The following is an 18,197-nucleotide window of genomic DNA, read 5'->3' on the forward strand; positions in this document are numbered from 1 at the left end:
GATTAATAATCTCTAATTAGACTAACGAATCGGATTTCATTTAAATAAGGATACTTGGTTGTTACAAATCAGACCAAGGGATAGTATTGAGTCAGTGCCCCCCACCTTTTGCAACGGTAAATGAGTTCCTATTTAGTTGCCTACACCGTGTGAAGAACATCCACTTTTATTGAAAGACGCTGGATTGATAAGATATAGTTTACAGGAGAGATTTTAGGGTTATCCTAAGAATTTGTAAGCGGCATAGGACTTGTAGACACTTAATTAAATTTTCTATATTTATTCTAAACAAAACAATAGCCCATCCGTCATTATAGGATGTACTTACAAACAGTGTCACTACTTGTTTTTAAGTCCATTTCCATTCTATACATCCTGTAAAATGATTGATTACCATCAAGCCAGTCACTTTGACTTGCTTTATCAGCATTTATTAGATCCCTGGTCTCCTGCTCAGGATATTGTGGAGTTGGCCAATGCCGAAAGCCAACACGACCAGCAAATGACCTTTCAAATCCTGGAACGTGTGCGGGCTAACCTACTTAGGCTTATTGAACGCATCGCACCCGGCCGAACATCCGGTCAGGTGCTGGCTTATTTACTCTCTTCGGCCAGGGAGGTGGCTAGTTACTCAGCCGTCTGTCAGGTAATTGCCGAGCTCGATGAGCTAGCTAAACTGGACGTTCGCTTAGACTAGCCCTTCTTTAGCCTAGTACCTGATCCTTCTATTCGCCAGGCAAGTAGCCTGGTTTAAGCAACGGAACCTCTACCATTCATTCTATTTTCCTAAAGCGGTGAACAAACAAGCCATTATTGAGGCCATTGATCAAACCAAAACCGAGTTAAGTCAACTCTATCCCATTACTCCAGAAGCGACCAATCGCTTGTTAACTGTCCTGCTGGGCCTATTGCAACAACTCATCCTCATCACCCCTGAGCAGAGTATGGTCGATAACAACCAGGTTCAGGAAGTGGCGTATTATAAAAATGCCTGGCAGGCCCTGGCTCACACCCAAGCTAAAGAGGGCTATCAGGTTGCATGGGCGTATGGACAAGCCCAACAACCCAACGCAGCTAAAAAAAGGCATCTTGAGCTGGAAAAGGCCTTCCGAACTTTGATCGCTCAAGTAAATCTGGATACGTTGATCGTGGGTCAACTTTAGACTAGCTTGGAAAAAGGGAAGAGAGTAGAGTTTCAAGCTTATTTGCACGTATGACAAATCAAATCCCCTACCAGCGATGGTAGGGGATTTGATTTTATAAGCACATATATGGTTTAGACTTCACTTGCTAGCTATTAGTAACAAGAATCGCTGATCCCAATAGAATCAGCGATTACTCCTAATCCATATATGTGATCACAGGCTCTGTGGGCAACCTCTGATGGGAACATTATAGGTCGTAAATAGCACAATTGGCAACTTATTAATTAAGTGGTAAGTGATGACTGAGTCACAAAAAACGCTCTTACTAGCAGCCCAGGCGTTTGCGCTTCAATTCACAGCATAAGATAGCGGTAGCTAGCAAATTTAATTCTAACATACTGCAAGGTTTGTATTGATGCCATTCTAGGAACGGTACTGAAAGAGTTTAGGGAAACGTAGGCTTCAAGATTGGAATACTCTTGGCTGTTTTTGCTCGGGAAGGCGTTTTTCATGTCCAAGCTAGTAGCGTATTTTACTACCCTTTAGAACTCAAAGACCTTTCTGGGCATTCGCTCTTTGTTGGGAAGCGGGGACCATTAGCTTACTTTTATAACTAAATGATAATCAGCACTAAAACAAGTGACTCCTTCAGCTTATATTCGTGGTTTAGTTACTAATCCCTATACAATGTAATGGACTATTTACCTACTAAGCAGCAGACTCCCTCCGAAAAGCCAGCCTTTGACAAGCTGCTTGCGACCTATCTTCAACAGGTTGGCCAGCGCTTTGAAGCCGATAAATCGGTTCAAGAGGCCGTAAAACACCTCCAAAAGCGGATAAGAAGTTATCGTTGAACCAATCCTTAGGCCACAAAAAATACCCAGACAATAAGTCCGGGCATTTCCTTTATTCCCATATATGTAGTCAGGTGTGAAACACCTCAACAAGGGTTCTTAGGACGTAAAATGCCTGGGTTAGTAACGGGTGAAACGGAAGATTTTTTGGGAACATAAAACCGTCAGGTCTGTTAGAGCTGACGGTTAGAGCACGTAACCTCTAATAGATTGATTCAATGGACAGAGGTATTAACTCTATGCCAACAAAAAATGCCGATTCCGGCAGAAACTTGTCGTCTGTTCTAGCCTGATTACTAAACAAGTTAGCGGAGCTAGTAGCCAAACCGTTGAGGAAACGGGAACACTGGTAGGCTCAAAAACACCACTGGTAGGCGACAAACAAATAGCCCCTCCCGGTAGGGCTGAGGCTATCTGTCACTCGTCATATATGGGAATATAGGCGTAAGGTATTTAAACCCAGCGACTAATCAAAAGGATACAAAAAAGCACTGGCCCAAAGGCCAGCGCTTCCATATACCCATATATGTAATCCGAGGGTTAGTCGGACTACTTAAGTAACTAGACTATCCTAAAAATGTTATAAATACACCTAATTTGTCCCCTATCCTGCCCGATAGTATACCAATAGCTTATCCGACACACTATTCTCAGTTTGTTTGACTTCATTTAGTCAAGGTTAATTCAACGACACATCAAAAGATGGCAACGATTCATCCGGCTGGTAGTCGATCAGCATCAGCAGGAAACGCAAATCCACTTCTTTGATAACTGGCTGTGAGAAACCCAGAAAGTAGAATTGCCCCATATCCTCCACCATACGCCCGGCAATGCCTTTATAGTTGTAGGTGTCCGATCGATCAGCAACCGCAGTAAAGCCCAGGTATATCAGAAGGGCAGGTGTGATTTCCATAGCCGAAGATAGGCAAGAAAAAAAGAATGTTTTTTCAACTGCATTTTTACTACTTTCATCACTTTAGTCGATGGTAGAGATAATGCATCGATTCGGAAAGAACTATACCCAGATAGCCAGCAAATTGAACCAAGCAGGTTTGCGTACCTTAATAGCATGCGAGTTCCAGGCTACGCAGATCATACGGCTGATTCTGCAAATCCAAAAAGTGACTAACTTTTGATTGGCCTTATCAAGCCAAAATACGGCTAGCTTAACCTAGAACAGATTGAGCAATAAATACAAACACACGCTTAAGTATGTCAATAAGTAACAAATAGCTTATTGAGAAGTTAACTATATAGGCTCATCGCCCTTTAAAGCGTTCTGCTTATTCGCCTGGTTACCCAAGTTGGGAAAACGACCTTTGACGGACCCGTAACAACCGGTTGTTGTCCCGCTCACTTGGTCATAGCAATCCACCTGTTCGGTAATCAAGAGATGTATGAATAAGAACGGACCGGTCATTGTCATCGAAGATGATGAAGATGATAAGATATTATTTGAACTGGTATTTAAAAAACTGGCCTATCCCAACAAAGTACACTATTTCCCCGACGGTCAGGAAGCTTTAGATTTTTTAGAACAGACAGCAGAAGTTCCCTTTCTGATCTTGTCCGACATCAATATGCCTAAATTAGACGGCTTTGCCTTACGGCAGAAAATTCATGTCGATGCGCAACTTCGTTTGAAATGCATCCCCTACCTTTTCTTTTCTACTGGTGTTGATCAACGAACGGTGATTGATGCCTATAGTTTATCGGTGCAAGGCTTTTTTATCAAACCGACCAGCTTTGCCGAACTAGAAAAGACGATCAGCTTGATCATGGAGTATTGGCAGCGATGTGCCTCCCCTAACAACTTTTAAGGGTGCTATCATTAATTAAAGTTTAGTCAGATGCCGACCCACAAAGCTGCCAGTTAACATACCGGCATTAAGTACAGTTGCTTTGATCAGTGAGTTTCTCTTTAAATACTATTGCCGGAACAGAAGGGATGCCGAGGAGGTCGTGACCGCAATCGGTGTGCCGACCCAAGCCGGACCGTGGTTTATGTACTTTTCTTTAATGTACCCATTTATAGGAAAACGTTTGGTAGACTGTACCAAACGTTCAGCTAGCAGGTAAAATAAGCGAAACGCTCGTTCCCTGACCCACTTCGGATTCAATGTGGATCTGGCCAAAATGATTCCGGATTACTTTCCGGCTATAGGTTAAGCCAAAGCCTACCCCTTCCTGAGACTGGCCAGGCACCAGTTGAGAAAACAGGTCAAATATCTTTTCGAGTTGAGATTGTTCAATACCAATACCATTGTCCCTCACCCGAATTTCTACGTATTCAACTTCGTTGGAGAGTTGATCTGAGAAAGCCAGTTTTTTGCTGGATATCGTTAGAGCAAGAGGCACGTCTTTTTTAGCAAACTTAAGGGCGTTATGAATTAGATGATAAAAGAGCTGTTCCAACTGGAGGGCATGGCTGGAATGGTAGGTAATTGGGTCACATCAAGGATCGTATTTCTAGCCTTCAACTGCGGACTTAGCCTAGCCAGAACCACCGCCAGAAGGTCATTCATATCGGTTGGTTGAACCCGATCATCCTCATCATCGAGAACCGAAAAGTCCGATAGATCTTTAATCATCCGAGAAAACTTCTCCGCGCCTGAATTGATTTTTAAGGCTAGTTTTTCTGCCTTATCCCGGTCAATTTGTTCCTTTCGGATCACCTCTATGAGTATCGTACTAAATAATCTGAGCTTTCGAAGAGGCTCCTGCAAGCTATGATTGGAAATGTGTCGATACTGCCGATTCTCGTCAACGGATTGGTTAAGTTGTCGGCTTAAATGTTGGACGGCCTGATCACTCTGCTCCAGCAAGTCGATCTGCTGCAAATGAAAGGCGATTAACTGGGCGAAGGCGGTAAACATGCCTTTAATCTTGGCATTATCCAGTTGGGCTGGTCTAGGATCAATCGCACAAAGCGTCCCAAAAAATTCGCCTGTTTTGAGAATAATGGGGAATGAGATGTAGCTCTGAAATCCATACATAGCCGGTGTATGATGGGTACAGAAAAGTTTATCTTGCGCAACATGATCAATGACGACGGGTTGAATGCTATCCCGGATTTCATTGCAAATCGTCGTTTCAATTTGAAGTTCTGAACCAGGAACCAGGCCAAACTGGATATCGTCTCGGACACTACAAGTAATCCATCGATCCTGGGTGACTCTGGCCACAGCGGCAAAGCCCATTCCTGTTGTTTGACAGATGACATCCAACAGGGTGGGAATAATGGCTATTTGTTGAACTCGTTGGATGTCCCACTCAAATTCACCGCCTATCTGCTTTTTCATTCTTGATCATTTACTAATCAAAGATAATCAGAAAAAAAGACACCATTTTGCTTGTTCGTCTTTCATACCTGAGATGGAGGATGGTTAGGCAAGCTGGGTTACTTCATGAAGCTACTTAACGGAAAGGTTGAAAAATGACCATCAATCGTCTTACAAACTTGACACCTATGTAAGCGGACACAGCCCGTACGCAACCTTGAGAACAGGTATCCAAGTGATTTTAACGCTTCGACAATGTTGCCAAAGCGTTACTGATTGCAATTTTCACTGTCATTTGCCAACAAAAAACCGGACTAGATAAATTGCCTAGCCCGGTCTTCTACACTGCTATACACTCTTAATTCAACCTGCGCACATGGTTGTGATGCTCGGCGGAGAAAGCAATCTCGTACTGATATTTGTGAGATTTCTTTCTATTCTAGAACCAACCACAAATTACTTCATCACAGGGCGTAGTTCCTTCCTACCCGGTTGAGGCTTTGTGTTAGCCAACATCGGCCCTCCTCAAGAGAAACATTATGTCAGAAAAATTACCTCCTTTTTTTATAGTGTCAGATGTGTCAGGTTCTAAGCCTATATCAGCAGCCTCCTCTTTTTTTTATAGTGTCGGATTTGTCGGATTTCACAGGTCTGTTCAACCCTTCGAGCGGTACGAATTCTCTTTTTTTATAGGTGTTGGATTTGTTGGATTCTAGTGTTGCCAGGTTAGATTTATTCTAGCTGTTATTCATAGAGTTTTTTGCCAATTAAACGTTGAAATAAAGAACGTAAGCCCGGATTAATGCTGACTTCACAGGAATTTCCATGCCGATAAGTAAAGTCAGTAGTAGAGTTTAGGTAAGCAAATTGTGGTGCTTTTCTTTGAGACTTTAAACCAAAATTGCACCATGAAACACCTTCTACTTTGTTTGATTGCCCTTTCTCTTACTAGTTGTGCCAGTTATATACCTGTTGAAATCGAAAACGGTAAAGCATTAGGTATAATGCCCATGCAGTACGGGCATATCAGTTATCAGGGTACCCACCAGATCAAAGCTCCTAGAGAAGATATCTTCCGGCAAATTCGGCGCTGGACCGCTTTTCACAGCACACGAGTCCTGTATACCCAATATCAGAAACTAAAGATCCCTACCCCCTCAACAGCACTACTGGTCAGTGACAATATGCTGGGTGATGTGATTACCAGTGGTAGTCTGGATGAGATACGGATTCAGCCCAGAAGTACATTGACCTATCCAGCCGTTTATTATTCCGTTAGCGCAGAGGCTTATGATGGCTACTATCGAATCACGCTAACTAATTTTTACATTCTTGGTTTTCCTACACCCCACTATTTAGATGTTCGTGATAAAAGCACGTCGTTGAAGCGAACCAGAGAGTTATACGGTAAAGTTGATGCGGAAATTATGGCACTAATTGCAGATTTAGAAAAGTTTGTGGTTGCCGAAATTGTGAGCAGTAAGCGCTGATCGATTTCCTTTTCTTGCCGAATATCATTACGCTCGACTGATCTATTCTAGCGTCAAATAAGTAGTTAAAGCTGGCGATTTTTGAGATAAAAACAGGTTGTTTTTTGTTCTATTACTAGAACGTAAACAACTAATTTTAAGCTAAATGGAATCGGTAAACACCTCCTTTGTTCCTTCTGTTTCCCCCATTACAAAGCCTGCCAGAGTTCCCCGGCGTAAAGTGAACGGTGAAGCCACGGCCGCTATACTGATTCAAATGGCGAGTGAGATTTTGATCTCGTCGCCGACGCTTCGCAAACGGATAAACGTTAGCCTGAGCGATCTGGTAGCAGCCGATAAAGTGCGAAAAGAATTGAACCGTAAATCGGTTAGTCATCATTAATCCGAAGCCGCCCAGCTTATAAAAAAGGGGCGGCTTCGTTGCAGAGAGTCCGGGAGTCGAACCCAGTAGGCTATTACACCTTACACATTAGCAGTGTGCCGCATTACCGTCCTGCCCACTCTCTGTCTGTTGTCCCGTCAGGGTTCGAACCTGAGACCTCCTGAGCCAAATTCAGGCGCTCTGCCAACTGAGCTACAGGACAATTTGCACACCGGGAAGGGATCGAACCCTCAACCTGTGGTTTTGGAGACCACCGCTCTACCAATTGAGCTACCGATGTGTATAGAGCCTAGTTTGTGATTCGAACACAATCCGACTGTTTTGCAGACAGTTCCCACGCCACATGGGTTACCAGGCATTGTTGAAGGAGAGGGACCGCTCCGGCGGCCCGGTCGAACCCCCAGAGCCAAAGCACCTGATCTACAGTCAGGTCCGCTACCAATTACGGTTTATCCTTCAATGTTGTAGGGGTAGCCGGTGTCGAACCGACCGCTTCTTGCTCCCAAAGCAAGTGTCTCACCCCGAGACTATACCCCTGAAATGAAAAAGCCCCTACCGGTTTGCATCGATAGGGGCTTTCTATAGAAAAAGTCGTTGAACTTTAGTCAATAGTCATACCCCTAGCGTGCCAATACTGACAGCTACTTGGTTGGGGTTGATATTGAATCATCGTGTTCATGGTGCAAAGGTAAAGCAAAAGAATCCAGACTTGCAAATATGAATTCTTTTGTGGCTTCTCTTAATTCGGGTGAATAGGCAGTATAAACGTGGAACCACTGGAACCTTCATACTCGTCATCATCGTCGTCATCCTCCTCTTCTTTTTTTACCGACCAATCCGGATCAAGCTCGTGTCCAGAGGTTCCATCAACGCTTGGCCATTCAGCATCAAAGTCCGGAATGAGCATCCAGGCCGAAACGCCACGGGCCACCTCGTACACCCAATCCAGATTTGCATTTACCTGCTGATCGAACGTCCAACCCGGTATCTCTTCAAAATCAAAGGAGTCAAACCGTTCACAATGCCAGTAGTATTTCCCTTCGTCATGTACGTAAAATCCATGCCGAATACCAATACTTTTAATGCCAAGCAGTAGACTATACTCGTTATACAGCTCCTCAGGGAGTTTGGGTGGTGGCAGGTCTGCAGGATACCATTTTCCAGTCAGGATATCGGTTCCAGGTATAGTCGTTATCATCGAAGTATAGAATGGAGGCTAAAGGTCTTCAAATTACGCACTTTAATAATATCAACGACTTGCCTGATCATCTAGCCTTCCGGGCTCAGCGACGTCCAGCTCACTTCCTACGAATTTCATGACCAGTCTACCACTTGCCTATTCGTCTTCCGTGACCGAAACGCATTTGGATTCCGTCCGATCGGTGATTAACGAGCAGAAACCGACCAGTATACCGAACGCAGGCCTGGCCATCGACATCGATGCTATGCGTACACCAACCAATAAAGAACTGCATCAGTGCATCCGGAAGAACCTGAAGTTAGACCACGTCATCACGGAGTTTCCCGATAAGGCTGGTAATCCGGAATGGGTGCACGTCGCGCACCGGGCTACTGGTTCCGACCGACAACAGGGAATGAGGGCTGAAAAGAGGGGTGAAGATGTAATTTATATGTACGAGTAATTGATTGTATAATGGTTAATGGGTTTACAAATGAAAATCCCGGCTTTGTTGAGGCCGGGATTTTTTCTTTAGCTGTGCTCAAGTTGCGACGTGCAGGCAGTACGAGGGATATATACGAAGAGAGGGGCCGTATGGATTTACCGTATAATCAATTTTTGGCGGGATCGCCCGACCTGTGGCGTTGTTCTTGCAGACAAGTAGGTATAGAAGTTCAAGTTACGATGTACAGGCCCGGCCCTTTGGCTGGGTTTTGTATTTTATGATAGCGATACTGTCAACGTCGATTGATCAATCTGCACTTCCCGATCAAAATTGGCCATCGCTTCGTCCGCATCGATAAATTCTGAATTCGCTTTCCGGTTGTTGTAATCGTCAGGCGTTGGGTATTTGGTGTATTTACGCATGCCTGGTATTTCCTGACCTTCGTTGCGGATGATGTAAAACGCTCCGGATGCGCCAATAAATGCTTAAGGGTATGTTTTTGCCATTTCCTACAAAAGCTTTTGGATTATTATAGGAACTTGCTAGCGTAGAGTATTCATAATTAATTGATAATCTTACAACTAGAAGGCTCCTCTAATAGAGAAAAAGAACTATATTCTAATAATGTAAATAATTTAGGCTTGTATATGTGGACTGAAACCTTATTTTTGTTCATGCCTCCAACGAAAAAGAAGGCGCCACCTGTCGTTAGCAAGTGGCGCCGGATTGCTGAAGTAGCGGGAGTGCTAACCAGCGTTTTAGGAGCTGCCAAACTTTTCGTCGAGCTAATGCAGCTTCTAGTTTCTAACGAAGGCCCGGTACTATATGGTACTGGGCATTTTCGTTTTTAATGGGGTTCTACTTGATCGCTATCGTTCGTAAGTGCTCGTTAACGCTTGACAATGATAGACAACGTTCGACAATGATAGACAAATATAGACTTTGTGAATTTGAAATATCAAAGGTTTTCAAATGTATTTTAAACTTTTTATCTCTTTTCTGTACCTTTTTTAGCTCTTTTTGGTAGCATTTCTAGCTCTTCTCACTCTAAATCCTATTTACTACTTGATCTTGTTTATGGAACTGGTGGATTGTTTATCGGAGTTAAAACGGCAACTCATCACTTCCATCCACTTTGTGTCTCCAGAAAAAATGGCGAACAATCAGGAAGATATCAGCTCAGATTGTTCACAAATTGCCTGTCTCATCCGTTCATTTAATCGCTCGTACGCCTACTCAACGTCTACTTTGCTATACGAATAAGCAGACGCCACTTCCGCTGGTACCAATAGCGATGCCACACCCCTTTTTCGTTGACTTTATAAAAACCGGAATCTTTCTCTTTGGGGCCTGGCTCAATGATCGTCCAACAGTCGCCCGCTAGTAAGCCTACCAATCGGTGAATAGTACCGGCCTTAACGCTATGGGCTGTACCAGGCAGCCGGTCCACTATGGTTACGGCCATCGTCCCGTTGGCCTGGACTACCCCGATTTCTTCCCTGTAACCACCGGCTAGAATGGTGCTTTTAAAACCAAAGGGATGATCGTGGTAATGTAAGTCATGGGCAGCCGTAAACTGATGTAAGACGCGATGATCGTCCAAATGGTATTTGATAAACGTCCTATTCATCCGCTCGACGCTAACAACTGTTCCGGGAGTTAGTTTTGCGGGAAAGACAGTGACTAGTTCGCTAATTTGTTGTCGCTGTTTTTGGGTCATGATTCGTTGTTCGGCAAGCTTTTAAAAATTATTCTTTCGTTATTGGAAATTTTCGGAGCAATCGACCAATTACATTCACCACCCGGCCATCGTCGAAGATAACCAACATCGACCCATTGCTACCCCTAATACATTTTTGATCTTCTCGAAGTACAGCTGTGCAGGGCTGACCTTTCAAATCAGGATCCGTCATCCTATCACCTTTGTAGATGTAGCGTTTCATAATTACCGATCCCTATGTCATTTTGACTTCTTTATTTGATTTGAGCTGTTTGACTAATTCTTGTCATTCTAAAAGTTGAGGTTCGAGTAGAACCTGACCGGATATCTGTAAGCGATCTGCCGGTGTCAAAACTAGTAGACGTATCAGAATCGCTCCATCTGTGGTATTCTAAGCGATATCTTGCCCATTGAACACATATTACGGCTAAGAGAAACCATGCAAGTGAAGCTAAAAAAGGACGGAGTGATTGACGGTTCATAGTGTACTGTTCTTCAGAGTAAGAGAGTTCCGTACAATACTTACCACCAATAAACTAGGTTCATTGGTGGTAATATTAATAAGCTCAGCCATTGCCAATAGCCTCCAATTCTCCGGCTAACTGAATGCTCTGGTATTCAGACTTGTAATCGGTAAATGAATTAAAACAGGTAAAATATTCGCGTAAATTTTCTAGCCGAGCCAGAAGCCGAAATAGAAGACTTATTTCCTGACGCTTGGCATTGAAGTCATTGGTTGGATTATTGGCCCAAATGGTGAATAATTCACTGATAAAGCCAACTGATGGAATAGACTCACGAATTTCAGCTACTTCGTGAAGTAGATTAAATAACTCCTCTAAGGATTCGTGATCATCAATGACATTATTTAGAAAGGTAATCCGCCAGTCATCTGAAGTGAAAGGAATTTGAGGGGCGTTATGGGCCGTTTGCGGAATAGGGTTTTTAGAAGTTTCCCCACCCACTTTATTTTGTATAGTACACATTTTTACTAACTGTTTTAAACGTTTACGATGCCCCGTTTTGTGTGAAAGCACTTGGCGGGGTTTTGATTGTGTTTGAGTTTCAGCCCCTATTTCTGTTGGAAGCAGGTAGGGAATCTTTTATTTGGGAGATTGTTTTGAGTGAAGACCCCTTCGAATACTGTTGGAAGCAGGTAGGAGGGGCTTTTGCTGATACCTTATTCATCACCTCGGCCCTCCGCACCTGCTAATTCGCTAAGATTAACATGTATCCGTTTCATGGCCCGGTCAATGGAAGTACCCTTCACCTTGACATAATGCCGCTCAGTAGTAATAATAGTCGAATGACCCATCATTAAGCTTACATCGCTTATCAAGTGACCAGCTTCCTTCATTAAAAAGCCAAAGGTTTTTCGGGCCGTTTTGGCTGTTATTCGCCAATTTATTCCCAACTCATCTTCGATTTGATCGGTGTACCGATTGATTACTCCATCACATAATATCTTGGCACCCTTCGGAAAGCGGTTGAACAGCAATTCGACTTCAGGTAATAATGGCAAATGGTATTCGCTATGGGGAGGCTTTTTACGTCGGCCCACAATCTTCTTCCCTCCACTACCCATCACCTCGAATGCTTGTCTATTTTGAGCGTAGGCCACCGCATCGGGATAATCCATGCCTGTGCAACACATTAGCATGAACCACCACAGAGATATACCTTTGGTACCTTTCCAGTCCAATTGTAATAGATGGTAAACCTGTTCTGGCTCTAAGGACTCAACTGGTTTGTCGTCATACCGAGGCCAGCTGACTTTTTTGATAGGGTTTTCCTGGATCCAGTCCTCTTCGATCATCCACTGCAATACATGTGATAGTTGATGAATGTATCGGCTGGCTTGCGGAGCGCTTGTAGGTTTACGCTGGAAGGCAGTTAATGGCATATTCTGTAGCCAGGTGTGATGACGCTTGGCCCAGCCGAGCGTTATCTTATCGGCTCTGGGAATTGATTGCTCAGTCTGTTTGGCGAATTCACGAATCAGTAATAAACCTCTTTCCCATCGGCCTCTAGCAACCCGTGATAAAGATTTGCCTCTTCCCTGTTTTTCTTCGAGATGAAGAATGTAAGCTGCGTACACTTCATCAATTGGAGTTTGGCCGCAAATACAATGCCCATACTGGCCTAGCAGCGCCCGTTTCCGTTTATCCGAAGGAAATACCCAGCCAATCTCCCCGTACCATTCAGGGGCTTCACCTGTCGTAAGCTGTTGATGAATAGACTTGACGGTCGGCTTACCGCCTGTGTCAAGCTGATCCTGAAAAACACTCTCCACATAAGCCTTAACGGCCGTAATCTGTCGATTAACAGGGTCAGCCTTGTGAAGGGTTGTTTGATTTCTTACATCCCAATCAGCCGGATCGACATCCAGCCTACTCTCTTTCCAGAAAGCGGTAAAGTGCACACGGTATCCGTTAACCGTTATCCACACCTCCAAAGGATGAGGATTGGAATAGGGTTGTCCTTTTTTGGGTGCACGAAGCGTAAACCGAACGCTGATTGGGAGTCGACGTTTGGCTACCATTAGTTTAGGCGCTGTTGAGTCTGGAGCTAACCGACCTAATACCGATCGACTGGTTAGTTGTGGATTACTCATGGCTTTGGCCCTCCTTCACCATTCGATCGATGCCGGCGTCAATAACAAAGCCTAAAAAGTTGTCAAGCGCATTGAAGTTTTGAGCTGACTCTTCACACGTATTGGGGTTAGTCGTACTCTGCTCCCAGCTGGGCAGGTAGGCCGTAAACCAGGCGCGGATGTCCTGACGAATGCGATTGATCGCTTTGGGATCTTGCATCAAATCGCCGAACTCGCAGCGAAAGCTGATGATGCTTGGATCCTGCTCGTTAAAGCATATGGGGGCATACCGGTTATCAGCTGGTGAGAATGATTTGGCCGTGGTTTTGGCCGTTCGCGGATTAGGGTTTGCATTATTTCCCCTACCCGCGTAGCTTTGCTCCGTTGTCATTTAGATGAAAGTTTAAATGGTACACACAAGGCCCCTCCGCGATTGTTTCCTAGGCACTCGGCGAAGGGGTTTACTGTTTACTAATGATTCAATTTAAGTCACACTAACCGACGTAAAATCTTATGTATGGCTTTTCGTGATTTTCATTAGCAAACCAAACTACGTTATATTTAACGAATAATACAATATTTATTATTACTAATTTTGTTAAACAACCAATAATTAAGTTAAACAAATAGTAATTACTTATATTAGTGTCGTTAAAAAAGCAGCATTGACAATGGGAGCTACCATTAGCGAACGACTACAAGAATACTTTGCAAGTAAACGGCTTTCGAATGCGCAGGTATCTCGTGATGCGGGCATCCAATATGATACTCTTCAGCAAATACTTTCAGGAAAAGTAAAGGCAATGGGAGTAGACAAGTTTGCTGCAATCTGGAAGGTTTATCCAGATATTGACGCTTGGCATATTCTTACTGGGGAGCAAAAATCAAGCGCTCCATTATCATCAAATCTTACGACAGTGGAGCAACTATTGGCTTTTAAAGCGGAAATGAATGAGTCGTTAGATAGACGGATCCAGGAGCTCGAAGGAGAGTAGATTACCTCTTTCTATATAAGTTGTAGTACTAACTCAACTAGGTATAAAGCGAAAAAAGCTCGGCGAACACCGAGCTTTTTTCTTTTCAGAGTTTCTTAACGTTGAGTATGTAATCTATAAAGATGCTACCTTTCTGCTGGCAGCTAGCGAATTCATAGCGTTACTCATTCATTAGCTTAAACTGTGCCAAATCATTATATACCAGCCCAAGTATCACGCTTACAGCCACTTACCGAAATACAACCTCTTTGTTCATTAAATTCCTTCTGTGGAAAATGGGCACATATTCCACAAAAGTGTAGTTGTTTACGCAACACTAACTCAATTCACCACATAATGCAAGAGTAGGGTTGCAGGCCCACAGTACAATTCAGTCTTTTATCCAAAGCCAGCCAACAAAGACTCTAATTCTGCCTATTATTTAAATTCCTCCCCTTATTCAGCATATCGGTAAGCTGACAAATTAGCTTTTGTAGTTGGATTTTATCCAGCAGAAGATGGCAGCTATCAAGCCCTTCATCCATATTCTCCAGCAGCAGCTTCGTGTGCTTATGCATGTAAAAAAAGTACTGAGCGTAGTAGTAACCTAGCGTATGTTGGGCATCATAGGCTAAGGCCTGCTCAACCAGTCTGGGTAGTTCATGATCATCCCTTTCAACATGATCATGAATGGTATCCGAAATATACGTGTTGAGCAGTTGCTGGAACGGCTTTGTGGCTAAATCGGGGCGTTCTTTGCTAATCATTGCTTGCAAATACCGGCGCTGGATCCCTTTTCTAATTTGACTGAATAGTTTCATTTTTTTGACTATTTGATTTTGTTAACTATCACCGCTGACCTCAGCATATTTTACCTCCCCCTGCTTTCGGGTAATCGCATCAACACCTACCCGGATATCTACACCGTACATTCCCTGACGTATCGCATTGGCAATGACTGACGCATCAAAAGCGGCCTGAACCCCGCCGTACGAATAGTGGGGAGTCAAATGTTGTTTATCGTAAAGTTGTGAGCCGAATCCGGGAAACGCCCGACCACCACCAGCGACATTTATAGCCGATAGGACCGGATAGAACATGGCTGTTGACTTTGCATTAATAACCGATTCACCATTACTGATCTTCGAGTTGATACTATCGGATTTTCCGGTTCCCGGTCCTTGGATGTAGGCTCCTTGCCCATCAGATCGATATACGCCACCATAAGCAAATTTCTGGGCGGCATTATCAATAGCAACCTGCTGCGCTATTACTTGAGCAGCAATAAAAGCAGTGGCTATTCCACCCCCGATGGGCCCTAACTCAGCGAAGGCTTTAGTAACCGCTAACGCGCCATTGATTAGGTTCTGGGCCAAAGCAATCTTTGTTCGCTTTTCATTAGCCTCCTTCTCAATGTTATCTTTCTTGTCTTGAAACTCTTTTTCCAGTTTGGCCCGGGCCTCATTGGACAGGGCCGCACTTGACAGTAAAGCGCCATACTGATCATCCACCGATTTTGTTTGCTGAGCAACGGAGGCATCGACGATACTGGTAAGGGTAGAAAGCGCCTGGGTGGAAATATCAACAATTTGATCTTTGAGGGCTTTGTAGCGCTTTTTGACGGCTTCTGCCTCCTGGGCATCGAAGCTTTTATTAATGGCGTCGATTGCCGCCTTTTCACCCTTGGCACTGGCAATGGCAGCTTCGCGTTTCTCCTTGAGTTTTTTAAGCTCAATATCGAGTTGCTTCTTCGACCCCTCCCGAACCCCGATCAGCTCGGCATCCAGCATGGCCTCCCGGTTAGCTCGGTCCTGATCAGCAATCTGTTTGTTGAGGTCCTTGCGGGCAGCTAAGGCTTTACCTTTGATGGCTTCCTGACGAACATCGTATTCTTTATCGCTGATCTGGGCGTATTTCTTTTCAACTTCCAGGAGTTCAAGCTGGGTCTTTTCTTCCAGGTCGATGCGTTTTTTGGCTACATCTCGTTCATTCTCCAGACTTTGATCACCAAAATCAAGCTGAATCTGCAAACGCTGATTTGCCAGGTCAGACTCCTGGCTTACCTGCTGCTTGTCAAACTCAGCCCTGACGTCATTGATCGCCCGATCGGCCGTAGTGATTAAGCGTATGTTTTCTTTCAGCAGCGCATCCTGGTCTTTTATCGTGGCCTGGGCAATTTGCTGGCGTCGATTGCGCTCGGCCTCAATCCCCTCGATGCGAAGCTGCAACTCCTGCTCACTACCCCGTCTGACCATGGCCAGATCCGTTTCGATCTGCGTTAATCGGGCATTGTAGGTGATCTCCGCAATCTTCTGAACGCTCTGTTTCGTCGCTTCCAGAATTTCCTCATTGGCTTTGAGCTGAATAAGCTTCTTGGCCGTAGCGGCTCCTTTGCCTTTTTCGACGGCAACCTTTTCGGCGTCGGCCCGCTTCTGGATCAGATCGATCTGCCTTTGTAATATCTCCTGCTCAATCTCGATCGTTTCCTGACCATTTTTCTTGGCAACTAGCAACGCAATCTCGGCATCATTAACGCGTTCCTGTGCCAGCTTTTTGGCATTCTCTAGAGCTTTGGCCTGACCCTCGGCTTCAATCGTGTTAAGTTGGTTTTGGAGCTCGGTTCGTTCCCCTATACGCGCTTTAGATAGTTCATCCAGTTTCTTCTGCTCTTCGGCTACTTTTTCTCGGCTATCCCGATTTTTCTGGTTGACGTTCGACTCGGCCTGGGCTAACTGGACCCGTTTTTTCTGTAGAGCCTCCTCTGCATTCTGGATCTTCTGACTCTCGGCAAAGGCGGCACGCGCAGCAGCTGCTCGTTTCTGGGTAGATTTAGTGGCATCTTCAGCAACCTGCTTTTGCCGTTCAATGAATTTCTCACCGCGAGCCCGTTCGGTATTGAGCCTGATCTCCTCTTCTTTGATCTGGATGCTGAGTTCGGCAATGGCGGCACCCTGGTCATAGACTTTCTTTAGCCGTGTAGCTGCATTGGTGGCACCAGTCCCTAGCTGAACCACACCGTCGGCCAGTTTACCAAAGTCTCGTTGTTTGATGGCGTCAATAATAACGCCGACAGCTTTGAACCGGTTGATGATGTTGGTGACGATCGCTTCCCCAAAATCTTTAACGGCCTGCGTTGGATTCTCCCAGGCATCGGCCAGGGTTTTGCCTAAAGCAATTACTTTATCGGTGACGGCAGATAGTACGGCCGATACGCCAGCGGTCGCTTTGGCCATAAAATCCATCCCTTTTTGCGATTTGGTCAAGATGATGTAAAGGCCGCTTAGAATGGCGATGATCGGAACGGCCGCTAACGCAATTAATGCACCCCGGCCGGTACCTATAGCTTTGGTGAATACGCCGGCCGCCTGAGAGCCTGATTGAAACGATTCGACTGTCTGACCGACATTAAACCCAAGGATGGTAATATCACCAATATAGTCCTTGAGCGTTTTGCGGCCGTTCAGGCGTATTCTCTCTACTTTCTCTTGTTGACGAATCAGCTCACCTTCCAGTGCCAGGAGTTTGCCTCCAACGTCCTTATTTTCCCGTTGAGCTTGACTTAGCCCTTCATAGGTAGTGCGAACCTCGGCAATGGTGTCGTCCAGCTTAGTCAAACTAGACACGTTGGCCAGGATGGCGGCATTCTCCACTCTGAACTCATCAGACAGCGCCTGTATGCGGTCCTGCACAGCTTTCGTCGAGGAGATATGAGCACGCTGGTCGGTGTTGAGGTGGTTAAGAACGAGGGCATTCTGTTGAAACGCATCTTGCATTTTATCTAATGCGGACTCGGCAACTTGGATGCTTTTGGCGTAACTGGCCTGCGTTTTCTGAGCCGCCTTTAGCTGTTCTTCGGTTGATTTTAGTTGCCGGGTAATTGACTCGTGGCTTTTTGCATACTCTTTAGCCGTGACGATCCCAGCTTTCTGGTCTTTCTCCAAGGCTTTTAACTCCTTTTTCAGAAGTGCTTTGCTGGCCAGCAGGGATTGAATATTTTCTTCAACCTCCTCTTCTGAAATTTTGACTTTAATGAGGATATCTCCGTTCTCTTCCATTTTTGTATGGGTATCTGGATGAATGATCTTAAGAAAGATTGGCAATGATTAAAGGTGCTCAATGGCCTGAGCAACAAA

20 protein-coding genes and 5 tRNA genes are annotated in these 18,197 nt (G+C 44.7%); 8 read left to right on the forward strand and 17 right to left on the reverse strand.

Features of this window, described 5'->3' with window-relative positions; all coding sequences use genetic code 11:
• The first annotated feature begins 382 nt into the window (after nucleotides 1-382).
• Together ACYVE4_RS13115 and ACYVE4_RS13120 are read left to right on the forward strand one after the other, a co-directional pair.
• Nucleotides 383-697: a hypothetical protein gene (locus ACYVE4_RS13115; RefSeq protein ID WP_461040464.1), complete on the forward strand. Its 315-nt coding sequence runs from the start codon at nucleotides 383-385 to the stop codon at nucleotides 695-697.
• 97 nt (nucleotides 698-794) lie between these two features.
• A complete protein-coding gene (locus tag ACYVE4_RS13120; protein WP_461040465.1) occupies nucleotides 795-1,163 on the forward strand; it encodes a hypothetical protein in 369 nt (122 codons plus the stop codon).
• Nucleotides 1,164-2,678: 1,515 nt separating this feature from the next.
• Here ACYVE4_RS13120 and ACYVE4_RS13125 read toward each other — a convergent pair.
• A complete protein-coding gene (locus tag ACYVE4_RS13125) occupies nucleotides 2,679-2,912 on the reverse strand; it encodes a hypothetical protein (protein WP_461040466.1) in 234 nt (77 codons plus the stop codon).
• Nucleotides 2,913-3,396: 484 nt separating this feature from the next.
• Here ACYVE4_RS13125 and ACYVE4_RS13130 point away from each other — a divergent pair, with 484 nt between their 5' ends.
• The gene (locus ACYVE4_RS13130) at nucleotides 3,397-3,819 is read left to right on the forward strand and encodes a response regulator (RefSeq protein ID WP_461040468.1); all 423 of its coding nucleotides are present in this window, start codon (nucleotides 3,397-3,399) and stop codon (nucleotides 3,817-3,819) included.
• Between the two features lie 244 nt (nucleotides 3,820-4,063).
• On the opposite strand, the gene ACYVE4_RS13135 is transcribed toward ACYVE4_RS13130, so the two are convergent.
• Together ACYVE4_RS13135 and ACYVE4_RS13140 are read right to left on the reverse strand one after the other, a co-directional pair.
• Nucleotides 4,064-4,414, reverse strand: coding sequence for a sensor histidine kinase (locus tag ACYVE4_RS13135; protein WP_461040470.1), 351 nt, complete (start codon nucleotides 4,412-4,414; stop codon nucleotides 4,064-4,066).
• The gene (locus ACYVE4_RS13140) at nucleotides 4,390-5,301 is read right to left on the reverse strand and encodes a GAF domain-containing protein (protein ID WP_461040472.1); all 912 of its coding nucleotides are present in this window, start codon (nucleotides 5,299-5,301) and stop codon (nucleotides 4,390-4,392) included. The genes ACYVE4_RS13135 and ACYVE4_RS13140 overlap by 25 nt, the downstream gene beginning before the upstream one ends.
• A gap of 887 nt (nucleotides 5,302-6,188) precedes the next feature.
• Here ACYVE4_RS13140 and ACYVE4_RS13145 point away from each other — a divergent pair.
• Nucleotides 6,189-6,770, forward strand: coding sequence for a hypothetical protein (locus ACYVE4_RS13145; protein ID WP_461040473.1), 582 nt, complete (start codon nucleotides 6,189-6,191; stop codon nucleotides 6,768-6,770).
• 145 nt (nucleotides 6,771-6,915) lie between these two features.
• Entirely contained in the window at nucleotides 6,916-7,152 is a 237-nt protein-coding gene (locus ACYVE4_RS13150) for a hypothetical protein (protein ID WP_461040475.1), read from the forward strand.
• 41 nt (nucleotides 7,153-7,193) lie between these two features.
• Here the strand turns inward: ACYVE4_RS13150 and ACYVE4_RS13155 are convergent.
• The 6 genes from ACYVE4_RS13155 to ACYVE4_RS13180 form a co-directional block, all read right to left on the reverse strand.
• Nucleotides 7,194-7,276 (reverse strand) — tRNA-Ser (locus ACYVE4_RS13155).
• Between the two features lie 5 nt (nucleotides 7,277-7,281).
• A tRNA-Gln gene (locus ACYVE4_RS13160) sits at nucleotides 7,282-7,354 on the reverse strand.
• A 5-nt stretch (nucleotides 7,355-7,359) separates the two neighbouring features.
• Nucleotides 7,360-7,432: transfer RNA gene (locus ACYVE4_RS13165), tRNA-Trp, on the reverse strand.
• An 81-nt stretch (nucleotides 7,433-7,513) separates the two neighbouring features.
• Nucleotides 7,514-7,611 (reverse strand) — tRNA-Tyr (locus ACYVE4_RS13170).
• A 6-nt stretch (nucleotides 7,612-7,617) separates the two neighbouring features.
• Nucleotides 7,618-7,689, reverse strand: a tRNA-Pro gene (locus ACYVE4_RS13175).
• Between the two features lie 202 nt (nucleotides 7,690-7,891).
• Nucleotides 7,892-8,350, reverse strand: a complete 459-nt coding sequence (locus tag ACYVE4_RS13180; RefSeq protein ID WP_461040478.1) for a hypothetical protein — start codon at nucleotides 8,348-8,350, stop codon at nucleotides 7,892-7,894.
• Nucleotides 8,351-8,468: 118 nt separating this feature from the next.
• Here ACYVE4_RS13180 and ACYVE4_RS13185 point away from each other — a divergent pair, with 118 nt between their 5' ends.
• Nucleotides 8,469-8,795: a hypothetical protein gene (locus ACYVE4_RS13185; protein WP_461040480.1), complete on the forward strand. Its 327-nt coding sequence runs from the start codon at nucleotides 8,469-8,471 to the stop codon at nucleotides 8,793-8,795.
• Between the two features lie 257 nt (nucleotides 8,796-9,052).
• Here the strand turns inward: ACYVE4_RS13185 and ACYVE4_RS13190 are convergent, their stop codons facing one another.
• Nucleotides 9,053-9,199 carry a hypothetical protein gene (locus ACYVE4_RS13190; RefSeq protein ID WP_461040481.1) on the reverse strand — a complete coding sequence of 49 codons (147 nt, stop codon included), beginning with the start codon at nucleotides 9,197-9,199 and terminating at the stop codon, nucleotides 9,053-9,055.
• Between the two features lie 252 nt (nucleotides 9,200-9,451).
• Here ACYVE4_RS13190 and ACYVE4_RS13195 point away from each other — a divergent pair, with 252 nt between their 5' ends.
• Nucleotides 9,452-9,628 carry a hypothetical protein gene (locus ACYVE4_RS13195; RefSeq protein WP_461040482.1) on the forward strand — a complete coding sequence of 59 codons (177 nt, stop codon included), beginning with the start codon at nucleotides 9,452-9,454 and terminating at the stop codon, nucleotides 9,626-9,628.
• 392 nt (nucleotides 9,629-10,020) lie between these two features.
• Here the strand turns inward: ACYVE4_RS13195 and ACYVE4_RS13200 are convergent, their stop codons facing one another.
• The 5 genes from ACYVE4_RS13200 to ACYVE4_RS13220 form a co-directional block, all read right to left on the reverse strand.
• On the reverse strand, nucleotides 10,021-10,497 hold the full coding sequence (locus tag ACYVE4_RS13200; RefSeq protein ID WP_461040484.1) for a hypothetical protein: 477 nt from the start codon (nucleotides 10,495-10,497) through the stop codon (nucleotides 10,021-10,023).
• 28 nt (nucleotides 10,498-10,525) lie between these two features.
• Nucleotides 10,526-10,720, reverse strand: a complete 195-nt coding sequence (locus ACYVE4_RS13205) for a hypothetical protein (protein ID WP_461040486.1) — start codon at nucleotides 10,718-10,720, stop codon at nucleotides 10,526-10,528.
• Nucleotides 10,721-11,063: 343 nt separating this feature from the next.
• Nucleotides 11,064-11,483: a hypothetical protein gene (locus tag ACYVE4_RS13210; protein ID WP_461040488.1), complete on the reverse strand. Its 420-nt coding sequence runs from the start codon at nucleotides 11,481-11,483 to the stop codon at nucleotides 11,064-11,066.
• A gap of 194 nt (nucleotides 11,484-11,677) precedes the next feature.
• Nucleotides 11,678-13,111 carry a tyrosine-type recombinase/integrase gene (locus ACYVE4_RS13215; RefSeq protein WP_461040489.1) on the reverse strand — a complete coding sequence of 478 codons (1,434 nt, stop codon included), beginning with the start codon at nucleotides 13,109-13,111 and terminating at the stop codon, nucleotides 11,678-11,680.
• Nucleotides 13,104-13,481, reverse strand: a complete 378-nt coding sequence (locus tag ACYVE4_RS13220) for a hypothetical protein (protein ID WP_461040491.1) — start codon at nucleotides 13,479-13,481, stop codon at nucleotides 13,104-13,106. Before ACYVE4_RS13220 ends, ACYVE4_RS13215 begins: the two co-directional genes overlap by 8 nt.
• A 280-nt stretch (nucleotides 13,482-13,761) precedes the next feature.
• Here ACYVE4_RS13220 and ACYVE4_RS13225 point away from each other — a divergent pair, with 280 nt between their 5' ends.
• Nucleotides 13,762-14,085, forward strand: coding sequence for a helix-turn-helix domain-containing protein (locus ACYVE4_RS13225; RefSeq protein WP_461040492.1), 324 nt, complete (start codon nucleotides 13,762-13,764; stop codon nucleotides 14,083-14,085).
• A 404-nt stretch (nucleotides 14,086-14,489) separates the two neighbouring features.
• On the opposite strand, the gene ACYVE4_RS13230 is transcribed toward ACYVE4_RS13225, so the two are convergent.
• The gene (locus ACYVE4_RS13230) at nucleotides 14,490-14,831 is read right to left on the reverse strand and encodes a hypothetical protein (RefSeq protein ID WP_461040493.1); all 342 of its coding nucleotides are present in this window, start codon (nucleotides 14,829-14,831) and stop codon (nucleotides 14,490-14,492) included.
• 75 nt (nucleotides 14,832-14,906) lie between these two features.
• The gene (locus tag ACYVE4_RS13235) at nucleotides 14,907-18,119 is read right to left on the reverse strand and encodes a coiled-coil domain-containing protein (RefSeq protein ID WP_461040494.1); all 3,213 of its coding nucleotides are present in this window, start codon (nucleotides 18,117-18,119) and stop codon (nucleotides 14,907-14,909) included.
• Between the last annotated feature and the right edge of the window lie 78 nt (nucleotides 18,120-18,197).

This window comes from Spirosoma harenae (assembly GCF_054776975.1).